The organism is Citromicrobium bathyomarinum, assembly GCF_038594485.1.
Taxonomy (GTDB): domain Bacteria; phylum Pseudomonadota; class Alphaproteobacteria; order Sphingomonadales; family Sphingomonadaceae; genus Alteriqipengyuania; species Alteriqipengyuania bathyomarina_A.
In genome coordinates this window covers 200,411-225,731 of record NZ_JBCFZG010000006.1, presented here as the reverse complement: position 1 = coordinate 225,731, position 25,321 = coordinate 200,411, and the positions used below count along the sequence as shown (strand labels likewise).

20 protein-coding genes are annotated in these 25,321 nt (G+C 63.1%); 9 read left to right on the top strand and 11 right to left on the bottom strand.

Annotated features, from left to right (window positions below; all coding sequences use genetic code 11):
• Positions 1-51: 51 nt before the first annotated feature.
• Both AAG591_RS12300 and rlmN read right to left on the bottom strand, forming a co-directional pair.
• Positions 52-693, bottom strand: a complete 642-nt coding sequence (locus tag AAG591_RS12300; protein ID WP_342531672.1) for an MOSC domain-containing protein — start codon at positions 691-693, stop codon at positions 52-54.
• Positions 694-695: 2 nt separating this feature from the next.
• Positions 696-1,949 (bottom strand): dual-specificity RNA methyltransferase RlmN, encoded by a 1,254-nt coding sequence (gene rlmN, locus AAG591_RS12295; protein ID WP_342531632.1) that lies wholly within the window; start codon positions 1,947-1,949, stop codon positions 696-698.
• 230 nt (positions 1,950-2,179) lie between these two features.
• On the opposite strand from rlmN, the gene AAG591_RS12290 reads away from it, so the two are divergent.
• Positions 2,180-2,845 carry an outer membrane protein gene (locus tag AAG591_RS12290; RefSeq protein ID WP_342531631.1) on the top strand — a complete coding sequence of 222 codons (666 nt, stop codon included), beginning with the start codon at positions 2,180-2,182 and terminating at the stop codon, positions 2,843-2,845.
• Positions 2,846-2,941: 96 nt separating this feature from the next.
• Here AAG591_RS12290 and AAG591_RS12285 read toward each other — a convergent pair whose 3' ends face one another.
• Genes AAG591_RS12285 through AAG591_RS12275 form a run of 3 tightly spaced genes read right to left on the bottom strand, consistent with a single transcriptional unit; the run spans position 2,942 to position 5,897 of the window.
• Entirely contained in the window at positions 2,942-3,430 is a 489-nt protein-coding gene (locus AAG591_RS12285; RefSeq protein WP_342531630.1) for an invasion associated locus B family protein, read from the bottom strand.
• The gene (locus tag AAG591_RS12280) at positions 3,427-3,924 is read right to left on the bottom strand and encodes a GreA/GreB family elongation factor (protein ID WP_342531629.1); all 498 of its coding nucleotides are present in this window, start codon (positions 3,922-3,924) and stop codon (positions 3,427-3,429) included. The genes AAG591_RS12285 and AAG591_RS12280 overlap by 4 nt, the downstream gene beginning before the upstream one ends.
• Before the next feature lie 20 nt (positions 3,925-3,944).
• Entirely contained in the window at positions 3,945-5,897 is a 1,953-nt protein-coding gene (locus AAG591_RS12275; RefSeq protein ID WP_342531628.1) for a lytic transglycosylase domain-containing protein, read from the bottom strand.
• 105 nt (positions 5,898-6,002) lie between these two features.
• Here AAG591_RS12275 and dapA point away from each other — a divergent pair, with 105 nt between their 5' ends.
• Complete coding sequence (dapA, locus tag AAG591_RS12270; protein WP_342531627.1) at positions 6,003-6,884, top strand: 4-hydroxy-tetrahydrodipicolinate synthase; 882 nt, start codon at positions 6,003-6,005, stop codon at positions 6,882-6,884.
• 38 nt (positions 6,885-6,922) lie between these two features.
• Here the strand turns inward: dapA and AAG591_RS12265 are convergent, their stop codons facing one another.
• The 3 genes from AAG591_RS12265 to AAG591_RS12255 form a co-directional block, all read right to left on the bottom strand.
• A complete protein-coding gene (locus AAG591_RS12265) occupies positions 6,923-7,987 on the bottom strand; it encodes a succinylglutamate desuccinylase/aspartoacylase family protein (RefSeq protein WP_342531626.1) in 1,065 nt (354 codons plus the stop codon).
• Between the two features lie 59 nt (positions 7,988-8,046).
• The gene (locus AAG591_RS12260) at positions 8,047-9,990 is read right to left on the bottom strand and encodes an alpha/beta hydrolase family protein (RefSeq protein ID WP_342531625.1); all 1,944 of its coding nucleotides are present in this window, start codon (positions 9,988-9,990) and stop codon (positions 8,047-8,049) included.
• A 136-nt stretch (positions 9,991-10,126) separates the two neighbouring features.
• Positions 10,127-12,094, bottom strand: a complete 1,968-nt coding sequence (locus AAG591_RS12255) for an alpha/beta hydrolase family protein (RefSeq protein WP_342531624.1) — start codon at positions 12,092-12,094, stop codon at positions 10,127-10,129.
• Positions 12,095-12,278: 184 nt separating this feature from the next.
• Between AAG591_RS12255 and smpB the strand changes: the two genes are divergently transcribed.
• From smpB to alaS, 6 genes are all read left to right on the top strand, one after another.
• Positions 12,279-12,761 carry an SsrA-binding protein SmpB gene (gene smpB / locus AAG591_RS12250; protein ID WP_342531622.1) on the top strand — a complete coding sequence of 161 codons (483 nt, stop codon included), beginning with the start codon at positions 12,279-12,281 and terminating at the stop codon, positions 12,759-12,761.
• A 150-nt stretch (positions 12,762-12,911) separates the two neighbouring features.
• Positions 12,912-13,526, top strand: a complete 615-nt coding sequence (locus tag AAG591_RS12245) for a DUF2062 domain-containing protein (protein ID WP_342531621.1) — start codon at positions 12,912-12,914, stop codon at positions 13,524-13,526.
• On the top strand, positions 13,523-15,967 hold the full coding sequence (locus AAG591_RS12240; protein ID WP_342531620.1) for a hybrid sensor histidine kinase/response regulator: 2,445 nt from the start codon (positions 13,523-13,525) through the stop codon (positions 15,965-15,967). Before AAG591_RS12245 ends, AAG591_RS12240 begins: the two co-directional genes overlap by 4 nt.
• A 136-nt stretch (positions 15,968-16,103) precedes the next feature.
• Positions 16,104-16,715, top strand: coding sequence for a phage tail protein (locus AAG591_RS12235; RefSeq protein WP_342531619.1), 612 nt, complete (start codon positions 16,104-16,106; stop codon positions 16,713-16,715).
• A 175-nt stretch (positions 16,716-16,890) separates the two neighbouring features.
• A complete protein-coding gene (gene recA / locus AAG591_RS12230; RefSeq protein ID WP_342531618.1) occupies positions 16,891-17,952 on the top strand; it encodes a recombinase RecA in 1,062 nt (353 codons plus the stop codon).
• Between the two features lie 170 nt (positions 17,953-18,122).
• Positions 18,123-20,786, top strand: coding sequence for an alanine--tRNA ligase (alaS, locus tag AAG591_RS12225; protein WP_342531616.1), 2,664 nt, complete (start codon positions 18,123-18,125; stop codon positions 20,784-20,786).
• Between the two features lie 18 nt (positions 20,787-20,804).
• On the opposite strand, the gene AAG591_RS12220 is transcribed toward alaS, so the two are convergent.
• Both AAG591_RS12220 and AAG591_RS12215 read right to left on the bottom strand, forming a co-directional pair.
• Positions 20,805-20,993, bottom strand: coding sequence for a hypothetical protein (locus AAG591_RS12220; protein WP_342531614.1), 189 nt, complete (start codon positions 20,991-20,993; stop codon positions 20,805-20,807).
• Between the two features lie 49 nt (positions 20,994-21,042).
• Complete coding sequence (locus AAG591_RS12215) at positions 21,043-22,833, bottom strand: cation:proton antiporter domain-containing protein (RefSeq protein ID WP_342531612.1); 1,791 nt, start codon at positions 22,831-22,833, stop codon at positions 21,043-21,045.
• A gap of 139 nt (positions 22,834-22,972) precedes the next feature.
• Between AAG591_RS12215 and AAG591_RS12210 the strand changes: the two genes are divergently transcribed.
• On the top strand, positions 22,973-23,620 hold the full coding sequence (locus AAG591_RS12210) for a tetratricopeptide repeat protein (RefSeq protein ID WP_342531611.1): 648 nt from the start codon (positions 22,973-22,975) through the stop codon (positions 23,618-23,620).
• A gap of 12 nt (positions 23,621-23,632) precedes the next feature.
• Here AAG591_RS12210 and AAG591_RS12205 read toward each other — a convergent pair whose 3' ends face one another.
• Positions 23,633-25,288 (bottom strand): GNAT family N-acetyltransferase, encoded by a 1,656-nt coding sequence (locus AAG591_RS12205; protein ID WP_342531671.1) that lies wholly within the window; start codon positions 25,286-25,288, stop codon positions 23,633-23,635.
• Positions 25,289-25,321: the final 33 nt, after the last annotated feature.

The window sequence follows — 25,321 nt, the reverse complement described above, 5'->3', positions numbered from 1 at the left end:
GCATGGAGGGGAGCCTAGCCTATGATCCGCCCCAAGTCTTCGGCCAATGCATCACGCTTCGGGATGCTTGCGGCGAATATCGCGCACCAGCCGGTCGGACACGCGGGGCAGGGTGGCGAGTTCGTCCAGCTCGTCGCGTTCCGGCTTCGATGCCCCGTAGACGAGGTGGAAGGCCCGCCTGACGGTCCAGTCGGTGGCGCCTTGCTCCAGCGGCGTGAGCACATCGCCGGCCCGAGCCGTTCCGGTTTCGACGACGCGAAAGAACATGCCGCAGCGCCCGCTGGCGACAATCGCCTTCACAACGCCTTTTCGGCCCAGATGACGCTCTATCGTGGCGCAGGGCTGGCGGGGTTGGGAGACTTCGATGACGGCGGTGCCCAGCCGGAACCGGTCGCCTATGTGGACCGAGGTCTCGTCGATCCCGTGCACGAACAGGTTTTCGCCCATGCTACCCGGCCCGTCGAGTGCGGGCAGATCGCCGAATTGCTCGCTTAGCCAAGCGTAGTGGTCTGCGGGGTACAGGTGCACGGCCATCGCCGGGAAGCCGTGATGGCGGCGGTCGACCTGTTCGTCTCCCGCAACGCCGCCTGGCCCGAATTCCACCGGGCCATCCAACGGAGATTTGACGATAGCGGTGCGTTTGCCATCGGAAAGCGAAGCTGCGCGTCCTGCGCAGATCGCTTCGACCAGCATGGTCACGCGGCGTCGACTTCCGCAGCAGCTTCCGCAGCTTCGCGATCGCGCTGGGCGCGGCTCTTCTTTTCCGCGGCCGTCTTCAGCTGGCCGCAGGCAGCGCCGATGTCGCGCCCGCGCGGGGTGCGGACGGGCGCGCTGATCCCGCCTTCGAAGACGATGTCCGAAAAAGCGCGAATGCGCTCGGGCAGGGAGGTTTCGTAATCGCTGCCGGGCCAAGGGTTGAACGGGATCAGATTGACCTTGGCGGGCAGATCATACTGGCGCAGCAGGCGGACAAGCTCGCGCGCATCCTCGTCGCTGTCGTTTTTGTCCTTGAGCATGATGTATTCGAAGGTGATCCGCCGGGCGTTGCTGGCGCCCGGATAGTCGGCGCAGGCCTGCAGCAGTTCCTCGATCCCGTACTTCTTGTTCAGCGGCACGATCTCGTCGCGGATGTCCTTGCGCACCGCGTGTAGCGAAACCGCCAGATTGACCCCGATTTCCTCGCCGCAGCGCTCCATCATCGGCACCACGCCGCTGGTCGAGAGCGTGATGCGGCGTTTCGACAGCGCCAGGCCGTCGCCGTCCATCACCAGCTTCATCGCGTCGCGCACATTGTCGAAATTATACAGCGGCTCGCCCATGCCCATCAGCACGATGTTGGTCAGCAGGCGACCATCCGAGGTGTATTCGGCGGTGTCCTCGACTTCATCCAGCCCGGCCATCGAACCCTTGGGCCATTCGCCAAGGCTGTCGCGCGCCAGCATCACCTGGCCTACGATCTCTCCGGGCGTCAGGTTGCGCACCAGCCGCATCGTGCCGGTGTGGCAGAAACGGCAATTGAGCGTGCAGCCGACCTGGCTGGAGATGCACAGCGTGCCCCGATCGGCATCGGGGATGAAGACCATTTCGAAATCATTGCCGTCGGCGGTGCGCAGCACCCACTTACGGGTGCCGTCTGTCGAGTGGTGCGCTTCGACTACCTCGGGCCGTCCGATCACGAACCGCTCGGTCAGCCACGGGCGCATCGTCTTGGCGATGTCGGTCATCGCCTCGAAGTCGGTCACGCCGCGATGGTAGAGCCAGTGGAACACCTGCTTGGAGCGCAGCTTGGCGGCTTTCGTGTCCAGACCGGCAGCCTCGAACAGCTCTCGAATGCGGGTTTTAGGCAGGCCGATCAGATCGACGCGGCCATCGGCACGCGGCGTAATATCGCGCGGGGTGGGCACCGGATCGAACGCTCCGGGCGTGGGCATGAGGTCTGTATCGGCCATGGGAAAGGCGCACATAATCTGTTTGCGGCCCGAATTCCAGCATCGCACGCATCCGCTCGCCCTCGGTTCCTACGGCTGGTCGCATCAATCCCTCAGCTGGGCGACAGATTGTTACCCTAATGCCACAGTTTCTTGTTGTGTGACGTTCATGAAACTTCGCGGGACCTTCCGACATTCCTTCCCTGCGTGCCGCATCGCAGGCGGCACTCGGATAAGAAGGAAGTACCCCCATGAATAAGATGATTGCATTGATCGCCACCGGCTCGATTGCAGCGCTCGCCACCCCCGCGTTCGCTCAGGATGCCGACTCGCCCTTCACCGGACTGCGCGTCCAGGGCGTGACCGGTTACGACAGCCTGCGTGCCGGATCCTCGGTGGACGATGATGGCAACGACAATAACGACCAGACCGCAGACGGCCTGCTTTACGGTGTCGCCGTCGGCTACGACGTCGACCTCGGCAGTGTCGTGCTTGGTCCCGAAGCTGAATTCTCCGGCTCGACCGCGAAGACCGACTACAAGGACGGCGACTTCGAAGGCTTCGGCTACGGCAACGTCTCCTCGGGCCGCGACCTGTACCTCGGCGCGCGTATCGGCGTGAAGGCGAACGAGAACATGATGTTCTACGCCAAGGGCGGCTACACCAATGCCAAGCTCAACGTTCGCAGCAACGATGGCACCACCGAGTTCAACGACGACTATGATCTCGACGGTTATCGCGTCGGTGGCGGGCTGGAATATGCCTTTGGCCGCAACATGTTCACCAACATCGAATATCGTTATTCGAACTACTCGCGGGCCGAAGTCGATTTCGACGGCACGCTGCCCGACAGCGACCGCTTCGATGTCGATACCGATCGCCATCAGGTGACCGTCGGTCTCGGCATGCGCTTCTGATAGCTTGACCTCACAACGCGAAGGGGCGTGGTCCTTACTGGGCCGCGCCCCTTTACTTTTGCGCGAACCGCAGCTGTCGCCCGCCTGTGCCCGACCTCAGTCCCTGGCGCAGGATATCGTCGCGGCGTCGATTGCCGTCGCAACCCCCGACAGGCTGTAGGTGTCGGTGAAGCGATTGCCGCCGCGGTCTGTCGCGGTGACAGTCATCCGGGAGCCCGCGCGCATGGTCGCGACGATCGCAGCATCCATCCGCTTGTCGACCGCCCATGCGTCCGCCTCGCCCGCTATGAGGCTGTAACTGTCGCCGCCAACGCGCAACACCACTTTCGGGTCTGCGGCAAGGCGGCGCGATGTCCGCAAGTGAACCTGATTGCGGATTTTGCGCTTGGGCCACGTGCCGACGGTTGCGTACGGCGTGAACTCGCGCGCACCCTTGCTGCGTTCGCCCTTCGAGATGGCATAGCAGCGTGGCAAGCGCGGGTCGCGAAACGCGCCCCAATCGTCGAAAATGCCAAGCGAGGAGCGTGCGAGGGCGGGGCTTGCCAGCATGGCGACCGTCGCAAGCGCCAAAATCGACCGTCTCATGCTGCCGCGCCTGCATTCTCTGGGTAGGAAACGGCGAGCACTTCCCATTCTCTAAGGCCAGTAGGGCCCTTCACCATACGCACGTCGCCGACTTCCGCGCCGCGCAGTGCCCGCGCCAGCGGAGACGACCAACCGATCCGGCCTTCGCCAGCCTCCTGTTCGTCGTCGCCCACCAGCGTGAGCACGCGTTTGCGATCATCCTCGTCGACCACGGTGACGGTCGCGCCGAAGAACACGCGGCCCCGGTTCGGCTGGTCTGCCGGATCGATCACTCGCGCGGTTTTCATCCGCCTCGCGAGATACGCCAGTTCGCGATCGATCTCGCGCATCTTCTTGCGACCATAGAGGTAGTCGCCGTTTTCGGAACGATCGCCATTGCCCGCCGCCCAGCTGACGATTTCCACGATCTCGGGCCGTGCAGTGCCGAGCAGATGGTCGTAACGCGCCTTCATCGCGGAATAGCCCGCAGGCGTGATGGGATTGTCTCCAGCCATGTCCGGCAGACTAGCCCGTCCTAGCGCAGGAAGTCACCCGCCATCCGTGGGCGGCCGAATTCGGAACGGTTGGGATTGAGCTGTTCGTAAACCGCTGCGTTCTCGATCACTCGCTGCACGTAGTTCTTGGTCTCGTAGATCGGGATACGCTCGATCCACGTGACCCAGTCGATCCCGCCTTCGCGCGGATCGCCATTGGCGCGCAGCCACTTGTTCACGTTGCCCGGTCCCGCATTGTACGCCGCGATGGCGAGCGGATATGACCCGTTGTAGTAGCTCATCATGCGGGCGAAGTACGCATCGCCGAGCTGCATGTTATAGCTCGGATTGTCGATCAGGTCGCTCGAGTTGTAACTCATGCCCAGCTTGCCCGCCTGCTCTCGCGCGGTGCCCGGCATCAGCTGCATTAGCCCGCGCGCGCCCGCATGGCTCTTCGCGTTGGCGGCGAACTGGCTTTCCTGCCGCGAAATCGCATGGACCATGGTCCAGTTTGCGCCCGGGGGCGGCGTGACCGTGGGGAAACCCTGCAAGACGAAGCCCCGCAGACCGTCCGCCGCAGCCGCCTCGGCGACGTTGACCGCGAGGTCGCGGCGCCCGGTATCGCGCGCCAGCTCGGCGACAAGCGCGTGTTCCTCCGGCGTATCGGCACGCTCGGAAATCGCCTGATAGAACTGGATGCCGGTACGCCATGGCGCGTCGCGAGCGACCTCGCGCACGGCCTTGGTCAAGGTCGAGTTCTCGAACTCGGCGCGTTGCTGTGCGGTCGGCAGCGCGACGCTGTTGCCGCCGAGCTGCGGAACGTCGCGGCCCAGCTTGGCGAGCGCCAGCTGGCCGTAGAAACGGTCGGGGTAGCTCGCCGCCATCTCGTAATAGCGGTTTGCTTCGCTGCGGTCGCCTGCACGTTCGGAAGCAAGACCTGCCCAGTAGAACCCCTTGGAGCGGGTCTGCGGGGTCTGTGCTGCTGCGCCATAGCGATAGAACAGCGGTGCTGCGCGTCCCGGCTGGCCGAGGTTCCAGTACGCATTCGTACCGCCCAGCCACATCAGCGATGTGTAATCGTCGCGCAGGCGATACGCTTCCTGGCTGATATCGGTGCCTGGCGCGAACAGATCGTCGACCTTGGCCGCGATCTGCGCCGAAGGGTCGGAGCCTGCACCGCGCGCCACGCGCAGCGCCTCGCCGACGAAATCCTCGGGGTCGAAAGCGGGGCGCTCGAAAGCGGGCCTATTGGCAAGGAGCGCAATCGCCTGCGGCAGCTGCCGGTTCTCGCGGTAATACTTCGCGAGATTGTAGACGTAGCCCGCATCCTGATGGGCGTCGGCGGGGATGGTCACGCCCGCGCTCGCCGGGTCATAGCCCTGAATCATGGCGAGCCGGATGGTGAACATGTCGCGCTTGTCGGGCGAAACGCGGGTGATCTGCCTTTGCGCAGCCTCCGTCGCGCTCTGCCACAGCAGCGCATTCATCCGCGCGTCTTCGTCGGCCTGCGTGAATTGCGAACCGAACAGCGACACCAGATAGGGTTCGCTGGTCGAGCTCATCTTCCCCCCGCGCCAAGCTTCGCGGGCGATAGCGGCAGCCTCGGGCCGCGAGACCGACGATAGAGCCAGCGCGTAACGCGCCTTGCCCGCATTGGTCACCGGCGGCAGCGCATCGAAATATGCGACCAGATTCTCTGGGCTGGCGAAGCTTTCGTCGAGGGCATTCTCGGCCCGTTCACGAAGCCTGTCAGCCTGCGGGAAATCGGGATAGGCCAGCAGAAAGCTTGCATATTCGGTGAAGGGTAGGTCGCGCTGCTCGAGCAGATATTCCCACCGGGCGATCACCTGCGCCATCTGGGTCGGTGCGGTTGCGATCAGGTCAGCCCGCGCGCGATCCCAGCTCGCCGCGTCCTGGGCGAAGGCGGGCGGGGTAATAGAGGTGGTGGAAACGAGCGCGATGGCCAGAAAGGGAAGTCGGGTCATGCTGGACATTATGGCCACTGGCTCCTTATCAGGCACTGAACAAATCGGGCGGGATGGGGCAGCTGACACCCCGTTTTCGCTCCCCTGTATAGTATCAACGAAAGAGCGGCTCAAATGTTCTCAGGCTCAATCCCGGCGCTCGTCACCCCATTTCGGGACGGCAAGGTCGACGAGGCGGCGTTTCGCACGCTGGTCGACTGGCAGATCGAGCAGGGCAGTGCCGCGCTGGTACCGTGCGGGACGACGGGCGAGGCCTCCACGCTTTCCAACGCCGAACACCACCGGGTGATCGAGATGTGCGTCGAGCAGGCGGCGGGCCGCGTGCCGATCATCGCGGGTTGCGGCAGCAACGACACCAACAACGCGCTGCTGCACCTCAAGTTCGCCAAGAAGGCGGGGGTGACCGCCGGACTGTGCGTCGCGCCCTATTACAACAAGCCGAGCCAGGCGGGCCTGATCGCGCATTTCAGCCATCTGGCCGAGCACGGCGATCTGCCGATCGTGCTCTACAACGTGCCCGGCCGCACGGTGACCGATATCCTGCCGGAAACGGTGTGCGAACTGGCGGAGAAATTCCCCGAGGTGATCGTGGCGATCAAGGACGCGAGCGAGGATTTGTCGCGCGTGGCCGACCACCGCATGGGTATCTCCCGAGATTTCTGCCAGCTTTCGGGCAATGACGAACTGGCGCTGCCGTTCAACGCGGCGGGGGGATCGGGCTGCATCTCGGTCACCGCCAATGTGGCGCCCAAGCTATGTGCTGAGTTCCAGCAGGCCTGTGCGGATAACGACCTCGTCCGCGCGCGCGAACTGAACGACCGCCTTTATCCGCTCCACTACGCGATGTTCGAGGATTCGAGTCCCGCGCCGGTGAAATATGCGCTCAGCCGCACGCAAAGCTGGATGACCGACGAGGTCCGCCTGCCGCTTGTCGCCTGCTCCGACCACGCCCGCCGCGCGGTCGACGAGGCGCTGGAGCATGCGGGGCTGGTGTGATCGTGGCCTACATCGGATGATGGGCTTGCGGAAACCTCCTAAAGCACCTCATCCTCGTCCAGCAGCGTGGTCGGCGGATGGGGTGGCTGGCTGACGGCCATGGCATCGGCGATGCTGCGGGCGTCTTTGCCCACGGCGTCCATCGTCTCGACCTCCGCGATATGGAACAGCGCGTCGCCCTGGTTGACCACGGGCAGTGTCGCGTGGCCGATGATGACTCCGTCGAACGGGTTGACCAGTTCCAGCCCGTCCTCCCCGAACAACCCGCCGACCACCGCCAGCAGGCTGCCCTTCTTCACGATGTCGCCCGATTTGCGCACGCGCCGCGTCACGCCGCCGCGCGGGGCGCGAACCCAGCTCGATCGGTTGGCGCGAACCGGCACCTCGGTCTCGTGCGCATTGCCATGCTGCTCGATCATCCCGATATGCGCCAGCACGCGCAGTACGCCCGCTACGCCGACCTTGATCGAATAGCGGTCGAAACGCAGCGCCTCGCCCGCTTCCAGCAACAGCATCGGCGTGTCGCGATCTTCGGCGAGCGCGCGCATCGATCCGGGGCGCAGGGGGCTCTCGATGATGATCGGCGGGGCGAAGGCCATCGCCAGCTCGGTCAGGTGCGCGCTGCCCGAGGCGATCCTGATCTGCGGCAGGTTGTAGCGGTGAACCGCCGCGGTGTGCAGGTCGATCCCCAGCGTGCAGCGGTCGATCACATTGACGAGGAAACAATGCGCCAGTTGCGCGGCGAGGCTGCCGTGCTCGTAACCGGGGAAGCTGCGATTGAGATCGCGCCGGTCGGGGAGGTAGCGGCTATGCGAGGCGAAGCCGTAGATATTGACTGCGGGTGCCAGGATCACCGTGCCCGCAATCTCCTCTGGCATTAGATGGTCGAGCAGTCGCTGGATGATTGCCGTACCGACGATCTCGTCCCCGTGGATTGCCGCGCTGACGAAGACCGCCGGGCCGGGCTTCGCGCCGTGCAGCACTTTCAGCGCGAGCGACGCGTCGAGCCCGGTGACCTGCTGGCTGACGGGGATAGTGAGAATTTCCGACGTACCCGGCGCAATGCTCCGGTCGTGAATTGCGAAAGGTTCGGTATCGTCCACCAGACTGTCTATTGGCCGGGAAGGGGGGCGCGACAAGCGTGTCTGCCCCCCGACGCCGACTAATCCGCAGGATTATGAGTCTGGACGAAGCGCATCGTGGCCTCGAGCATCTGCTGCCGGGTGGCCGACAGCGACAACCAGTGATCCTCGCCATCCAGAGATACAAGCTCGTAGGGTTTGCCGTTGTCCTTGAGCTTATCCGCCATCTGGGTCGAATGCGAATAAGGCACCACGGTATCTTCGCGCCCGTGGATTAGCAGGATCGGAGCATCTGCGCGATCGGCATTGCGTCGTGGAGAGACATCGTCCCACTGGTCGCGCGGTCCCAGCTGTTGCAACAGGGCTTCCTTGGTGATGCGGCGATCGCCGGACTCGCGATAATCCTCGTTGTACATCGCCTTGAGGTCGCTCACCGGAGCAACCGCCACTGCGCAGCGATAGAGCCCCTGTTGCAGCGTCACACCGGCGAGCGCGGCATACCCGCCGTAGCTCGCGCCGACGATACAGGCGCGCCGCGGATCGACGATGCCCGCATCTGCCAGCGCCGCCAGACCGTCCGATATGTCGGTCTGCATCTTGCGGCCCCACTCGCCGTATCCGGCCAGCTTGAACGCATCGTCGCGGTTGGTCGAGCCGCGAAAGTTTGGCTGGAACACGGCGTAGCCGCGAGACGCGAAGGCCTGCGCCCACCAGTCGAATTGCTCGCGATCGGATGCGTGGGGTCCGCCGTGCGGTAGCATGATAACCGGGAGGTCTTTTGCTTCGCGACCCGGAGGCAGCGTCAGGATGCCATCCATCTCGAGCCCGTCGACCGCCGTATATGCAAAGGTCGTAATCGGCCCCACCATGTCGGGCTCGATCGCCAGTCGTTCCCATCCGAAGCCTTCCGCGCGCATCGAGTGCAGATCGACGACATAGTACGAGCCGCTGTCGCCGTTGCCGCTCGTGCGGACGAGGACCTTGTCCATCTGCGGCGTCCAGTCGATCATCCGCATGTCGAGCTTGGAAAAGGCCCGGCGGATCTTGCTGGCCGCCGCCTGCCGCGCGGGATCTGCAAAGACAGGCCCCTTGTTGGCGTCGAGATAGCCAAGCAGATTGCCCGTCGTCTCGTCGAAATAGAGCCGGTCGACATCGGCATCCTGAAGGAGCGGGGTTACAGCGCCCCCGGCGAGCGGGACTTCGAACCACAGCGAGTTCCCTTCGGCATCCCGTTCGGAGTAGATGACCGATCTACCGTCGTAACCGAGCCCGATAAGGCCCGCGCGGCCGGCCTGATCCTGCCCATCGGCAATCTTGTCGCCATCTGGCCCACGCAGCACCCAGCGCCCAGAATCGCGGTTCATGTCGAATGTGGCAGCGACCCCACCGGTGGCATCGACCAGCCAATCGCGAGCGATGTCTTCAGGGGGTGCCCGGGAGACCATCTGCGACTTGCCGGTGCCCAGGTCGTACGAATACAGGTAGGGGCGACCGTGGTCGAATCTGTAGTCATTGTTGAAATCGCGTTTGAGTACGATAGCGCCGAAAAAAGCCTGCCATCGGCCGTCGATCTTGCGCGTACCGTAATTCCCGAAAACCGCCTGAACCAGCTTGCCATCGTTCGCGAAGACCGTCTCGACCTTACGATCTCCGCGGATCGGGATGATCTGCGCGCTGGAAAGTTCGATCTTGTCAGTGGTGAAGCCCCACACATCCTGCGTCTGGCTGGTTACCAGCAGCAGGCGATCGTCGCCGATCCAATCGAAATAGCGGACCTTGGCATCGCCCACTCCCCACCTGTCGACGATCGCCCTGTTCTGGTCGAGGACGACCAATTGTCGTTCTCCCTTGATCCGCGTCAGAATGGCGATGTTCGCTCCGCCGGTCGAAATCGCGGCGTCTTCTACATTGGGCAGGTCGCCGTAGACGGAAAGAAGCAGGGGCTCCTGCGCATGTAGCTGACCGAAAGAGAAAGCGAGCAGCAATGCCGCGAACAGCGACCGGATTTCGATAGTGTGCGGCATGGCTCCCCCCGAATGCCGTTATCCGACAAGCTTTGACGAATGCGCGAGGGAAGACAAGCCTCTTGGGTTCCCTTCCTGGGCGATCGCAGCCTCTCGGAACGGGTGGCGCGACACCTGCGCCACCCTTTTTCCTGGATCAGTCGGCCGGATTGTATTTCTCGACGAAGCGAACCGCTTCAGCGAGCATCTTCAATCGCGTGCTCGAAAGCGACAGCCAGTGGTCCTCTCCTTCCAAAGTGACCAGTTCGTAGGGCTTGCCGGCATCTTTCAGCTTGTCGGCCATGATCGTGCTCTGTTCATACGGGACGACCGTATCGTCCTTCCCGTGAATCAGCAGGATCGGTGCGCTCGCCTGATCGGCAAGCTTGGCTGGCGAAATCGAATCCATTTCGCTGCGCGGGCCGATCGTTTCTTCGCGGAAGTCGCGCAACGACCGGCTTCCGCCCTCGTTGTATTCCCGGCTGACCATCCTTTTCAGGTCACTCACCCCGGCAACTGCAACGGCACAACGGTAGACGTCCTTCTGCAAGGTAATGCCCGCCATTGCAGCGTATCCACCATAGCTGGCGCCGACGATGCAGGCGCGCGACGGATCGACGATGCCCTTTTCGGCAAGAGCGTCGATGCCGTCCGAAAGATCGGTCTGCATCTTCTTGCCCCATTCGCCGTTGCCTTTGTCGACGAAGGCCTGATCCTTGTCCGTCGAGCCACGGAAATTGGGTTGGAGCACCGCGTATCCGCGCGAGGCGAAAGCTTGTGCCCACCAGTCGAAGCCCTCTTCGTCGTGCGCTTGCGGCCCCCCATGCGGCAGCATCACCAGCGGCAGGTCCTTGGCTTCGCGGCCGGGGGGCAGGGTCAGGATCGCATCGATCTCCAGCCCGTCGCCGGCGGTGTAGGTGAAGGTCGATATCGGGCCGACCAAGCCGGGAGAGATAGCGGGCCGCTCAAGGCCGATCTGGAAAGTCGATCCCGCGGTGGTATCGACCATCAGCCATGTGCCGCTGTCGAAATTGCCGTTCGTAGTGACCAGCATCTTGGTGCGATCCGGGGTCCAGCCCACGATCTTGCCGTTTTGGGCATCGAAACCCTGGATGACTTTCCGCACCGCGTCCTGACGCTCCTCATCGAAGAAGATCGGCTCGTCGGGGGCATCCTCGAGCGCATATCCGATCATTCGGCGCGAATACCGGTCTGTGTAGACGGTATCGACTGTGCCATCGACATCGTCGAACAGTTTGGTTGTCGAGCCTCCCTGGAGCGGTACGGAGAACCACTCGACGTCGTTGTCGTCGTCGGTGATGGCCACGACCACACCCGTACCGTCGCGCGTGAATCCGGCAAGAGAAGCCCATCCGTCGTCAGAGGTGTAGTCCGTCGCCAGCTGCTTGTCGCTGCCGTTGCGCAAGACCCAGCGATGGTCCTGCCGGAAGTAATCGAGGTAGGCCCCGATGCTTCCATCGGCCTGGATTTCCCAATCCCGGTTGCCGCGATTTGTCGCGCCGCTGGCTATCCGCTCTGCCTTGTTCTTTGCGAGGTCCACCCGGTAGAGCGCGATAGGATCGCCGTCGTAGTAGGAATTCCCGCTCTGCGCGCGTTTCATCGGCAGGCCGGCATAATAGCCGTACCAGCGTGCGTCGATCAGGCGCTGGCCGTAACTGCCGTAGTTCGCGTTCAGAATATCGCGATTGTCGGCGAAGACGGTGCTCACCGGTTTCGAAGAGTCGACCGGCACGAGCATCGAGTTGCTGAACTCGGCCTGGTCGGCGATGAACCTGTCACCCAGTTCCTGGGTATCGGTCCGCTGAACGATCACGATGTCTTCCCCGGCCCAGCCGATCGAGCGGACCTTGATGTCGCCGACGAGGGCGTAGTTCATCGGCTTGCGGTTTTCGTCCAGCATCAGGACCATGCGCTTGCCGTTGACCTTGCCCAGCAATGCGATGCGGCCGTTGGGCGACAGCGATACGTCCTCGATGTCGGGCAATTCGCCATACGCTTCGAGCGGCGGCGGAGCCTGTTTGGCGGTCTGCGCGACAGCAGGCGATGTGGCCAGAGCTACGCTGGAAAGTCCTAGGCAAAGAATTGCGCTGAATACGGTTTTCACGAAGTCCCCCCTTGATTTCGTTAGCTGTTATTCATGCGGGGTCGGCGTTCCGCAGTCCAGTTGTTTTCCTCCCCGGATGCACTTCGGGCAGGGCCGGTTCGACCCCGGCGAACCGATTGGACGGCGTCTGAAATGCCGCACCCCCTTTCCCTTTGACCCGCGCCCGCCTACATCGCGCAGCCTTATGCCACGCCCCAAGCCCCCGACCTTCGACAAGCGCAAAGTCGTCGCCGAGAACCGGCGCGCGCGCTTCGACTACGAGGTCGAGGAAAAGTTCGAGGCAGGGATCGCGTTGCAGGGAACCGAGGTGAAGTCGCTGAGAGTGGGCGAGGCGGCTATCGCTGAATCCTACGCCGAGGTTCGCGACGGGCAGGCATGGCTGATCAACGCCAACATCCCCGAATTCAGCCACGGCAACCGCTTCAATCACGAGCCCAAGCGGCCCCGCAAGCTGCTGCTGCACGCACGCGAGATCGAGAAACTTCTCGGCGCGGTCGAGCGCAAGGGCATGACGCTGGTACCGCTATCGGTGTATTTCAACGGACAGGGTCGGGCGAAGGTCGAATTGGCACTCGCCAAAGGACGCCAGACGAAGGACAAGCGCGACTACATCAAGGATCGCGACTGGCAGCGCGACAAGGCCCGCATCCTGCGCGAGAGAGGCTGATTAGGCCAGATTGATTTATGCGGTGTGCGGTGAACGATTAAGGAAGCAGCCACCCCGTCCCGCCTATAATGCTACTGGCCTTTCGCAGGGCAAAATGCAGACGCGCGGCTTGCCCTTGGGGTCGGTCGATCCCATCATCGAACGAGACCTATGAGCCAACCTTCAGACAGCCTCCCGAAGCCGAGCGCCCGATCGGCAATTTGGGGGTATCTGCGCCGGTACACAGACCGCGAATCCCTGGCCGAAAGTCGCATCCTCAAGCCGATCGCGCACCGTTTCCTCAGCCCCGAATTATGGCGTTTCACGCGCCGCAATGTCCCGCGCGGCGTCGCGCTGGGTCTGTTTGCGGGTTTCGTGATTCCCTTCGGCCAGATCTTCCTCGCGCTGGTTCTCGCGTTCACCGTGCGTGCGAATGTGCCGATCGCGAGCGCAGTGACGCTTGTGACCAACCCCCTGACTCTGCCGTTCTGGCTGTGGGCGGCCAACCGCGTAGGACACAAGGTTCTGACGATTGCTCCCGATACGGGCGACGTCCTGCTGCGTAACGACAGCCTGCTGTCCTTCGCCGGACTGTTCGAAGCGGCGGGCGCGACCGTTCTCGGCTTCATGCTGTTCGCCGCACTATTCCCCCCGGTCGGCTACTTCATCACCAAGTGGGTATGGCGAATCGCGATGGGTCGGCGCAGGCGGCGGCGCCTCGTGCGGGGGCAGGTCGCGCGCCAGAAGGCGGCGCTCGACGCGATGGGTGAGGACGAGGGCCTGTGAGCCTGGCCGGCGAACCGGTCGAAAAAGCCACGCCGCTGGGGTGGGTGGTCCTTCTGCTCGCCCTGATCGTCAGCATTACCGCGGTATGGCTGCTTAGCGAGCTGCCAATCCTGACCGCCGCCTATGCCGGCGGGTTGGCAACGCTGATGGCGCTGCTGATCGTGCTGCGCAACAAGGCGGGCACGGCGAAGGCCGATGCGCTGGCTCCACCCGACTGGAGCGTGACGCTGGCGGCGATCGATCAGCCCGGCGTCCTTATCGCGATTACCGACCGCGCCAACCGGCTGGTCTGCGCGAGCGCGGCGTTTTCGGCGCGGTTCGGGATCGAGAAGGCACCGCCCAATCTTGCGCTGAGCGAGGAAGATGCGTCGGAGATGCTGCTCAAGACGGCGCGAGAAGCTTGGCGCGAGGGCAGGGCACATGCCTCGCACCTGTCGCTTGGCAAGGATGACGTGCGCTGGGAGGTCGAGGCGCAGCGGGCGGGGCGCGGCGAGGATCATCTGGTCTGGCGTTTCCGGCCCGAATCCAGCGAAGATCTTGCCACGGATATCGGTCAGCTGGTCGCAGGGCCGCTCGGGCGGATGCTCGGACGCGCAGGAGTGATCGCGGCGGTCGTTTCGCCCGAAGGCACGGTGCGTGCCTCGTCACCCGACTTCGCCGAACGTGCGAGCGGCGATCCCACCGCGACACTCGCGGGGCGTGAATTTGCCGACTACCTTCGGCTGGACGAGCGGGAGAGAATCTTCTTCGCACGTTCGGGCCGGGAAGGCGAAGCCTTTCAGCTGATCCATGTATCTCTGAACGATCTCGACGATGCATTGGTCGCCAATCCGCAGGACGCTCCATCATTGATGCTGCTGGTGGAAGCGCACGCCGCGCTCGCGGACAATAGCGGCGGCGATACTACGCCCAAACTCGAAACCCTGATAGAGGCGCTGCCACTGGGTCTCGCGATGACCGACCGTGACGGGCGCTTCCTATTCGCGAACCCGTCGTTCCTTCGTGCCTGCGGTCGCACCGATGTCGGGTTGCCGACATTCCCGTCCGATCTTGTGGTGCGCGAGGACAAGAGCGCGATTTCCGATGCGGTGCGGCGGTACGGCAAGGGCGGCGTGGCCAGCGGCGACGTTGCCGTGCGGCTCGCGTCCGCGCCCGAGGAACCCGTGTCGCTCGGCTTGGCGAGTATGCGCGGTCTGGGCGAACCTGCCGTTCTGCTGACATTGGCCGATTCGAAGGAAGAGACCGAGCTGAAGCGCCAGATGGCGCAGGCGACCAAGATGCAGGCGATCGGCCAGCTGGCGGGTGGGGTCGCGCACGACTTCAACAACGTGCTCACTGCGATCATCGGCTATTGCGACCTGATGTTGCTGCGCCACATGCCGGGCGACAGCGATTACGATGATATTCAGCAGATCCGGGCGAACTCCAACCGTGCAGCCAGCCTGACGCGGCAGCTGCTCGCATTCAGCCGCCAGCAGACGTTGCGGCCCGAAGTCGTTCAGCTGCCCGATGTGGTTTCGGAGGTCAGCCAGCTGCTCAAACGCCTTCTGGGTGAGAAGATCGAATTCCGGGTCCGACATGATCGCGATCTGGGGCCGGTGCGCGCCGATCCCGGACAGCTCGAACAGGTGATCGTCAATCTTGCGGTCAATGCGCGCGATGCGATTGCGGCTCAAGGCGATGGCACCGGCACGCTGGTGATGTCGACCCGAAAGGTGTCAGTGAAGGACCCGCGTGCACATGGGGCGACCGATATGCCGCCGGGCGAATACACCGCCCTGATCGTGCGCGACACGGGCGGGGGTATTCCGCCTGCGGTTATCAGCAAGATCTTCGATCCGTTCTTCACGACCAAGGAATTGGGCAAGGGCACCGGCCTGGGCCTGTCGACCGTCTACGGTATTATCCGCCAGTCGGGTGGCCATATCCACGCGCAGAATGTCCCACCGGCCGACGGGCTGGGTGCGGGCGCACTTTTCGCGATCTACCTGCCCGTTCACCACGGGTCCGTTGCGGGCGAAGACCGGCGCGGGGATACCGACGAGCCCGCCCGCGCGTGGTCGAGTGGAGGCCGCGTGCTGCTGGTGGAAGACGAGGACATGGTCCGCGCGGTCGCAGTGCGCGCGCTGGAGCGGGCTGGCTTTACGGTGACAGCCCGGCCCGATGGTGAAGATGGACTTGCCGAAATCGCCAATGGCGGCGAGTTCGATCTGATCGTCTCCGACGTGGTGATGCCGGGCATGGATGGGCCCGCGATGGCGCGCGCGATCCGGAAGTTGCGGCCCAGTCTCCCGATCCTGTTCATGTCGGGCTACGCCGAAGAAACGCTGCGGAGCGAAATCGATATCGACAATATGCACTTCATCGCGAAGCCGTTTAGCGTGGAGCAGATCTCCCAAAAGGTCGGTTCGGTCATGCGTGGAAACGGAACCGATACTTAGGGGCGTTCGCATATTTCCTTTTGCCTTAATTATGCGTAATTCATCCAGATGGCGGGGGTCTGCTTTTCATCTGATCATCTGATGAGCCAGCAGAGAACGGCTAGGGTCGCACCGAACCTGTTTGGGGGATGACGAAATGAAGAAAGCCAAATTTGCCACTTTGAGCGCCGCCGTGGCGCTTGCTGCCGGTTTGCCTACTGCACCGCTCAGTGCTCAGTCCGAACCGTTCATCGGGCAATTGGCCCTTTTCGGCTACGACTGGTGCCCGCGAAACTGGGCTCGTGCTGACGGGCAGCTCATTGCGATCTCGCAAAATGCGGCACTTTTTTCCCTGTATGGGACGACCTATGGCGGGAACGGGCAAACGACATTCGCGCTTCCTGATCTTCGCGGCCGGACGCCGATCCACGATGGCCGCGGTGGGGGGCTCACAAATTATACTCTGGGTGAAGTTGGCGGGGCTGAAACCGTGACGCTTGTGACACCCCAGATGCCTGCGCATAACCACAGTGGGCATGTCGTCGCCGTCAGTGGCATCCAGGCCGATAAGGCTTCACCAAATGGCACTGTCTTGGCCCGAACGGTGACCGCCAACATTTATACCAACGCCACTCCGACCGACGCTATGGCCAATGGGACGGTGCAGACAGATTTGACTGGCGGCAGTCAGCCGCATGAGAACCGCATGCCCTACCTTGCGATGAATTGGTGCGTCGCGCTGTATGGCATCTTCCCTTCTCGCAACTAGGTGTGACCCGACTGGGGAACGCAGTGGAGGGCGCGTCGCAAGGCGCGCCCTTTGCATTTCAGGCCAGCTCCGAGATATTTTTCGTTCCCCCCTTGTTCTTGTGGAACGTAACGGGTACATGCGGCTTATGTCGAAAAGGCGAGACCGCCCCTAGGCACTTGGAGGAGAGCGTGCGATGGCTGCCAAATTGAAGCTTGTAAACGACAAGGAAACCAACGTGGACCGTCAAAAGGCGCTCGACGCCGCGCTCGCACAGATCGATCGTGCTTTCGGAAAAGGCTCGGCGATGAAGCTTGGCTCGAAGGAGGCGATGAACGTCGAATCGATTTCGACCGGCTCGCTCGGTCTCGACATCGCGCTCGGCATCGGCGGCCTGCCCAAGGGGCGAGTGATCGAAGTTTACGGGCCTGAAAGCTCGGGCAAGACGACGCTGGCGCTGCATGTGATCGCGGAAGCGCAGAAGGCCGGCGGTACCGCCGCCTTCGTCGACGCCGAACACGCGCTCGACCCGGTCTACGCCAAGAAGCTGGGCGTCGATATCGACGAACTGATCGTCTCGCAGCCCGATACGGGTGAGCAGGCGCTGGAAATTACCGACACGCTGGTCCGCTCGAACGCGATCGACGTGCTGGTGGTCGACTCGGTGGCCGCGCTGGTCCCGCGCGCCGAAATTGAAGGCGAGATGGGCGATAGCCACGTCGGCCTTCAGGCGCGCCTGATGTCCCAATCACTGCGCAAGCTCACCGGGTCGATCAACCGTTCCAAGTGCATGGTCATTTTCATCAACCAGCTGCGGATGAAGATCGGTGTGATGTACGGCAATCCGGAGACGACGACCGGCGGCAACGCTCTCAAGTTCTACGCTTCGGTCCGTCTCGACATCCGCCGGACCGGGCAGATCAAGGATCGCGACGAGATCATCGGCAACTCGACCCGGGTCAAGGTGGTGAAGAACAAGGTCGCGCCGCCGTTCAAACAGGTCGAGTTCGACATTATGTATGGCGAAGGCATCTCCAAGATCGGCGAGATTCTCGATCTCGGCGTGAAGGCAGGGATCGTCGAGAAGTCGGGCTCGTGGTTCTCCTACGACAGCACCCGGATCGGCCAGGGCCGCGAGAACGCGAAGACTTTTCTCAAGGAAAACCCGGAGATTTGCGACAAGTTGGAGGCTGCGATCCGCGGCAGGACCGACGACGTCGCCGAGGAGATGATGGTCGGACCTGACGCGGAGGACTGATCGCCTTTTCTCAAGCGGGCGCGTGGCGCGCCCGGGAACCCGGAAAGCCGGATCGCATGCCTTCTTTCGAGAAGGTCTGGCGGCCGGCTTTTCGGTTATCTGCGCAGGACGTCGCCGTATGTACTTCGAAAGCTTGTCCGCCCGCAGGTTCTTGCCTAACTCACGCTCGTATGACGAGCACCAATGATATTCGCCGGACCTTTCTCGAATTCTTCGAAGCACGGGGCCACACCCGCGTCGCCTCCGCACCGCTGGTTCCCCACAACGATCCCAGCCTGATGTTCGTGAACGCCGGGATGGTGCCGTTCAAGAACGTGTTTACCGGCTTGGAAACGCCACCCGCCCCGCGTGCTGTAAGCGCCCAGAAATGCGTGCGTGCTGGCGGCAAGCACAACGATCTCGACAATGTCGGCTATACGGCACGGCATCACACCTTCTTCGAGATGCTTGGCAACTTTTCGTTCGGCGACTATTTCAAGGAACAGGCAATCGAACATGCCTGGACCCTGCTCACGAAGGAGTTCGGCCTCGATCCGGATCGTCTGACCGCCACCGTCTATCATACCGATGACGAGGCATTCGATCTGTGGAAGAAGATCGCAGGTCTTCCCGAAGATCGCATCATCCGCATCGCGACGAAGGATAACTTCTGGGCCATGGGGGACGATGGCCCGTGCGGACCGTGTTCGGAAATCTTCTGGGATCACGGAGACCACATCGCAGGCGGCCCCCCGGGATCGCCCGACGAGGACGGCGATCGGTTCGTGGAAATCTGGAACCTCGTGTTTATGCAGCACGAACAGCGCGGCGGTGAGATCATCGGGGACCTGCCGAACCAGAATATCGATACCGGCATGGGGCTCGAGCGGATCGCGGCCGTCCTCCAGGGCGTCCATAACAACTACGACACCGATACGTTCAAGACGTTGATCGAAGCCGCCGAAGCGCAGCTTCACGAACAGGCGACCAATGCCACGATAGCGAGCCATCGTGTAATTGCCGATCACCTGCGCGCGACCGGCTTCCTGATCGCAGATGGCGTTTTGCCATCCAATGAAGGGCGCGGATACGTGCTCCGTCGCATCATGCGAAGGGCAATGCGCCACGCACACATCCTGGGTGCCAAAACTCCGCTGATGCATCGGCTCGTCCCGACGCTGGTCGGCGAAATGGGGCAGGCCTATCCCGAACTGGTCCGAGGCCAGTCGCTGATCGAAGAGACCTTGCAGCGCGAGGAAACACGATTCCGCGAAACGCTGGAAAAAGGTCTGCGACTGCTCGATGATGCGACGGGCGACATGAGCGGTGGCGACGTGCTCGATGGCGAAGTCGCGTTCAAACTCTACGACACGTATGGCTTCCCTTACGACCTGACCGAGGACGCGTTGCGCGCGCAGGGCATCTCGGTTGACCGCGAGGGGTTCGATACCGCAATGGCGCGACAGCGTGCGGCTGCGCGGGCTGCCTGGAAAGGCAGCGGCGAGGCCGCAGACGGCGAAGTCTGGTTCACCATAGCCGAACGCGAAGGAGCCACCGAGTTCACGGGTTACAGCGCGACGCAGGGCGAAGGCCGGGTTGTCGCGATACTCAAGGATGGGGCGGAGGTGGAGTCTGCTTCTGCTGGTGAGGATGTAACCGTCCTGACAAACCAAACCCCTTTCTACGGTGAAAGCGGCGGGCAAACCGGCGACAGCGGCACGATCTCGACCCACGAAGGGCTGCGGATCACGGTCCGCGATACGGGCAAGCCGCTGGGGCGGTTGCACGCTCATTATGGTAAAGTCGATGCTGGCGAAGTGCATGTGGGCGACGAAGTGCGGCTCACCATCGATGCGGAGCGTCGCGATCGCATTCGCGCCAATCATTCCGCAACCCACCTCCTCCACACGGCGTTGCGCAATCGACTGGGCGAGCATGTGACACAGAAAGGGTCGCTGGTTGCCGAAGACCGCTTGCGGTTCGACTTCTCGCATCAATCCGCGCTGAGCGAGGGCGACATTGCTGCCATCGAAGCCGAAGTGAACGCCGAAATTCGTGGGAACGAACCGGTTTCTACCAGGCTGATGTCACCCGACGATGCGGTCGAAGCGGGAGCGCTGGCGCTCTTCGGCGAGAAGTACGGCGACGAGGTACGGGTGCTCTCGATGGGGCGTCAGGGCGATGGAGGCCGCAATTTCTCGGTCGAGCTGTGTGGTGGCACGCATGTCGATGCGACTGGCGATATTCAGCTTTTCCGAATCATATCCGAAGGTGCGGTCAGCTCAGGTGTGCGCCGCATCGAAGCACTCACGGGGGAGGCTGCGCGGCAATGGCTGGTGGCGCGAGAGGACGGGCTTAAACAGGCTGCCGCGGCGCTGAAGACCAATCCAGAGGAAGTGAACGCGCGCATCGATGCGCTTCTAGAAGAACGCAAAAGGCTCGAAAAGGATCTTGCTGCGGCGAAGAAGCAACTCGCTTTGGGTGGTGGAACCGGTGAGACGACCGCGGAGACCGAGACGGTCGGCAACGTTGCTTTCTCGGGTCAGGTCATTGATGGTCTCGATCCCAAAGAGTTGCGCCCATTGCTCGACGAAGCGAAGACGCGTCTCGGTTCGGGGGTGGCGGCAATCTGTGCCACCAACGATGGCAAGGCAGCGTTTGCGGTCGCGGTGACCGACGATCTGACCGGACGGTTCAGCGCGGTCGACCTTGTTCGTGCAGGTGTGGCCGCGTTGGGCGGGAAGGGCGGCGGTGGCCGACCGGACATGGCGCAGGGCGGGGGCCCCGACGCGAGCAAGGCAGATGCCGCGCTCGACGCGGTTCGCAATGCCCTGTCAGAGGCCGTCAGCGCCTAACGCATACTGGACGAGGGCTCAGCGTGCTCCGCTGCCGGCGCGACGCGTATCGGGTTCGCTCCCGCGACTAATCCCTTCGCCGCCGGTGTCTGCCGGGCTGGATGAGTCGCGCCGGGCAGAAGGTTTGGGCTTGCCTTGGCCCTGCACATTCTGCGGCTTGAACTTCTCGTCGTTCGGCGTCGGCTTGGTCGGATCATGGTCGGACATTTAAATTCTCCTTTCTCTCCCAATGGTTGGGAGACGAAGAAGGTCCTGATCACGCCTCGGGCGCGGTAGCGGGCGCGGTCGACGAGGCGGAGCTCGTACGCAACTTTGGCTTGTGTTCCAGTGCGCCCTCGGTCTGGATCTGCATCCGCATCTCGTCCCTCTTTTCATGGATAGAGGCGATCACGGGGCCCATGGCTACTCCGATATCGACCAGTACTGCCTCCGATAGCTGCAGCGAGCTTTCCAGCGTTTCCGGCACGGCGTGGCTGGCGCCCGCCTGATACAGCGCCGCTGCGTGGCTTGCATCGCGTGCACGACTGACGATCAGGAGAGCGGGGTAGGCCTTGCGCAACCGCGCCACCAGCCGCTGGGCCAAGACTGGCGCATCCATCGTCAGGACAATTGCCGACGCATCCTCCACCCGAAGCGCGCGCAGCGTTTCGAGCCGCGCGGCGTTGCCGAACAGCACGTTGTAGCCATCGCGCTTGTCCTGCTGGACGAGGTCGGCATCCGATTCGATCGCGATGTATGGCTTGCCATGCACCGTCAGCATGTCCGAAACGAGGCGGCCGACGCGTCCACCGCCGACCACGATCACCCGGCCGACGGGTGCGTCGGTGTCTTGCACGAGGTCGGGCACCGGGTCGACCCTGCGCGCGACCGCGCGCCCGACCAAAGCCAGCAGCGGTGTGACGGTGAGTCCGATTGCCGTCACGATCTGCCAGAACTGCGTGGTGCCAGGCTGGATGAGCATCGCAGAGCTCGCTGCGGAGAGGACGATCAGCGTGGTCTCCGAAGGGCTCGCCATAAGGATGCCCGTCTCGGTCGCGGTGTTGCGCCGTGCGCCCATCATTCGCAGCAGGAGCCCTGTCACCAGCGCCTTGAATACCAGAACAAGCACCACTGCGGTAAGGATCGTGCCGAGATTGTCGGCCAGTGCCTGCAGGTCGATACTCATCCCGATGGTGATCAGGAATATCCCCAGCGCGAGGCCCTTGAACGGCTCGATAATCGCCTCGACTTCGCCGTGGAAGTCGGTTTCCGCGATCAGCAGTCCGGCGATCAATGCGCCCACGATGGGGGAGAGGCCGGTCATCCCGGTCGCGAGGCTGGCGCCGATCACCACAACCAGCGTGGCGGCCAGGAAAACCTCCGGGCTTTTCGTACGCGCGGCCTGCGCGAACAGGGCGGGGAGGACATAACGCCCGGCGATGAGCAAAACGCCAATGACCGCTGCGCCTTGCCACAACGTGGTCCAGATGCCTGTCAGCCCGTCGGCCTGCGCATATGGGGCGAGCGCGCCGAGCATGAAGATGATCGGCACGATGGCGATGTCTTCGAACAGCAGCATCGACAGCGCGGCCTTGCCCACGGGTGACGCTGTGCCCGATATCGGGAGCACAATCGCAGTGGAGGACAGCGCGAGCGCGAGGCCCAGCGCCATTGCGCCAGTCCAGTATTGCCCCATCATAGCCAGCACCAGCGCGATCGAGCTGCCGATGATCAGCAATTCCATCGCGCCCAGGCCGAACACCAGCCTGCGCATCTGCCACAGGCGATTGAAGCTCAGCTCCAATCCGATGGTGAACAGCAGCAGGATGATGCCGAACTCTGCGAAGATATCGAGCGAGCCCGGCTCTGATATCGTCACCGCCGTCAGCCATTTGGCCTCGTCGGTCAGCGCGCCGAGCCCGTAAGGGCCGACGAGGATTCCCACCAGCAGGAACCCGATGACGGGGGTGATGCGAAAGCGTGCGAACAGCGGAATCACGATCCCCGCCGCGCCCAGAATTACCAGTGCGTCCGATATCGCAGTCGTCGGTTCGAGTTCACCCGCCATGTGAGTGACCTATGCGGGGTTTCGCGAAAAGTCACCCGGCCTGACGTTATGCTTGCCGGTGGGTTCGATCTTGGTAGCTTTGGCGGATAGACAGGGGGGGATGGACATGAGGGGTTTGGCTTGGTTTGTGGGCGCAGGCTTGGCAGTCTGCGCTGTTGGATCGCCCGCATCGGCACAGGACGCTGGGGAGGCGATGGATGAGGCGCTGCACGATGCGTTGGGCGCGCGTCGCGCGGGCGATGTCGGCAAGGCGCAGGACATCATCTCCTCCGCCGTCACCGCTTTTGAGGACAGTTTCGAAGACGGTGTCGACGTGTATTGCGCCTCGTCACCGACCGCGACGATCACCTACATGGCGCTGGCAGCCAGCCAGAAACACAAGGCCATCGCCGTGACCGATAGCTATTGCGACGCGCGGTTCCTACTCGCCTACCAGCTTGCAGAGGAGGGGACCTACGCTGCCGCTGCGCAGGCTATCGAAAGGGTTCTCGTCAACGATCCGATGAACTCGCACTACTTGAACGAGCTTGGTTTCGCCCGATCCCATGCCGGCGATCTCGCAGGCGGGCTGGAAGCCTACCGGTCCGCGCAAGGATGCGCGGGGTTGGCCGATGAAAGCGATCAGCCGCATTGGACGGCATTGGCACTGCGCGGCCAAGGCTGGGTACTGATCGAGCAAGGCAAGTGGGACGAGGCGGAAGCCGCGTTCCACGAAAGCCTCGAATTCGAGCCTGACAGCGAGGTCGCGCAGTCCGAACTCAATTATATCGCGCAGAACCGCAACTGATCGCAGTGGCGATCAGCCGCCGCCGGGTGTGTGCGGCCCCATCGGCTTGCTGTCCTGACCGGCTGCCTCGCTTTCGGCCTCGCCTATCCGCGGGGAGACCTGTCCCACGCGCTTGTCCCACTCGATCTGGTACAGATCGAAGCGGCGATCGGCGAGATTGCGGACCGTGCCCTCGGCACGTGCCCAGCTGAGGTCCGCCAGATTCACGTCGCTGATCGTCAGCGTTTCGACATTCTCGCTCGCTTCGGCGGCGATGCCGTCGCGCGCGAAGGGGAAGTCGCATGGCGTCAGGATGCAACTCTGCGCATACTGGATGTCCATGTTCGCGACATTGGGCAGGTTGCCAACATTGCCCGATAGCACGGTGAAGCACTGGTTTTCGATCGCACGGGCCTGCGCGCAATAGCGCACGCGCATGTAGCCCTGGCGGCTGTCGGTGCAGAAGGGCACGAAGATGATCCGCGCGCCTTCGTCGACCAGCCGGCGGGCAAGCTCGGGGAATTCGCTGTCGTAGCAGATCAGCACGCCGATCGGGCCGCAGTCCGTCGGGATTGCATCGATGCTGTCGCCTCCCTTGATGTTCCACCAGTAGGCTTCGTTGGGCGTCGGGTGGATTTTCTCCTGTGCGTGGATCGATCCGTCGCGCAGGCAGACATAGGCGACGTTGTGGATGTCGCCGTCGTCCATCCGCGTCGGATGCGATCCGCCGATGATGTTGATGTTGTAGCTCAGCGCCAGCTCGGAAAGCTTCTGGCGGATCTTCGGGGTATAGTCGCTCAGCGCCTCGATCGCTTCCATCGGGCTCAGCTCCTTTTCCTCCGCGCTCAGCAGCATCAGCGTGAACAGCTCGGGGAAGAGGATGAAATCGCTTTCGTAGTCCGCCGCAACGTCGACGAAATACTCGATGTGGCGCATGAACTCATCGAAGCCGGAAACCGCGCGCGCCTGCAGCTGGCATGTCGCGATGCGCACGCTTTCGACATCGCGCGGCAGGCGGTGCTTGCGCGGCGCGTCTGCGTCGACATACGGGTTACGCCAGACCATCCGCACCGCAAACGCCTTTGAACGCTTGTCTTCGGGCAGGTAGTTTTGGAGGATGCCCTGCGGTTCGAACCCGTTGGCCAGCTGGAAACGCAGCACGGGGTCGTGGATCTTGTTGTCGACGACCTTCTCGAGATAATCCTCGGGACCTTCCGCGCGGTTGCGCTTGCGGCGCATCGCGTTGGCCAGATTGGGCATCCGTCCGCCAAAAACGATGCCTGCAAGGTCGAGCCGCTCTGCCAGCGCCCGCCGCTCCTCGTACAGGCGACGCCCGATCCGGGTGCCGCGCACCTTGGGGTCGACGCACATCTCGTACCCATAGAGCCAATCGCCGGTCGGATCGTGCCGACTGCCGAACCCGTTGCCGGTCACCTCGTCCCAAGAGTGGTCGGACATGGCGACGCTGGCCTTCAGGCGCATCGATGCGCAATAGCCGACGATCACGCCGTCGAGCTTGGCGACGAAGCATCCCTCGCGGTAATTGTTCAGCTGCCCGCGAATCTCACCCAGGGTATATGGCGGCAGATCGGCGTATGCGCGACGGACTAGCTCGGCGATCTCGGGCACGTCTTTCAGCTTGGCCTGACGGACTTCGAGTCGCGCCTTGGTCTTTGCGGTGGTGGCGATCGGATCGTCTCCTGTAGATTTACGTTCGATGGG

What these genes read in the sequence shown, in the direction of transcription:
- rlmN (WP_342531632.1), bottom strand. Translation starts at nt 1,949, where the DNA reads ATGGCCGATACAGACCTCATGCCCACGCCCGGAGCGTTCGATCCGGTG.
- AAG591_RS12260 (WP_342531625.1), bottom strand. Translation starts at nt 9,990, where the DNA reads ATGCCGCACACTATCGAAATCCGGTCGCTGTTCGCGGCATTGCTGCTC.
- dapA (WP_342531627.1), top strand. Translation starts at nt 6,003, where the DNA reads ATGTTCTCAGGCTCAATCCCGGCGCTCGTCACCCCATTTCGGGACGGC.
- AAG591_RS12235 (WP_342531619.1), top strand. Translation starts at nt 16,104, where the DNA reads ATGAAGAAAGCCAAATTTGCCACTTTGAGCGCCGCCGTGGCGCTTGCT.
- AAG591_RS12220 (WP_342531614.1), bottom strand. Translation starts at nt 20,993, where the DNA reads ATGTCCGACCATGATCCGACCAAGCCGACGCCGAACGACGAGAAGTTC.
- AAG591_RS12275 (WP_342531628.1), bottom strand. Translation starts at nt 5,897, where the DNA reads ATGTCCAGCATGACCCGACTTCCCTTTCTGGCCATCGCGCTCGTTTCC.
- alaS (WP_342531616.1), top strand. Translation starts at nt 18,123, where the DNA reads ATGACGAGCACCAATGATATTCGCCGGACCTTTCTCGAATTCTTCGAA.
- AAG591_RS12285 (WP_342531630.1), bottom strand. Translation starts at nt 3,430, where the DNA reads ATGAGACGGTCGATTTTGGCGCTTGCGACGGTCGCCATGCTGGCAAGC.
- AAG591_RS12300 (WP_342531672.1), bottom strand. Translation starts at nt 693, where the DNA reads ATGCTGGTCGAAGCGATCTGCGCAGGACGCGCAGCTTCGCTTTCCGAT.
- AAG591_RS12280 (WP_342531629.1), bottom strand. Translation starts at nt 3,924, where the DNA reads ATGGCTGGAGACAATCCCATCACGCCTGCGGGCTATTCCGCGATGAAG.
- AAG591_RS12290 (WP_342531631.1), top strand. Translation starts at nt 2,180, where the DNA reads ATGAATAAGATGATTGCATTGATCGCCACCGGCTCGATTGCAGCGCTC.
- AAG591_RS12215 (WP_342531612.1), bottom strand. Translation starts at nt 22,833, where the DNA reads ATGGCGGGTGAACTCGAACCGACGACTGCGATATCGGACGCACTGGTA.
- AAG591_RS12245 (WP_342531621.1), top strand. Translation starts at nt 12,912, where the DNA reads ATGAGCCAACCTTCAGACAGCCTCCCGAAGCCGAGCGCCCGATCGGCA.
- recA (WP_342531618.1), top strand. Translation starts at nt 16,891, where the DNA reads ATGGCTGCCAAATTGAAGCTTGTAAACGACAAGGAAACCAACGTGGAC.
- smpB (WP_342531622.1), top strand. Translation starts at nt 12,279, where the DNA reads ATGCCACGCCCCAAGCCCCCGACCTTCGACAAGCGCAAAGTCGTCGCC.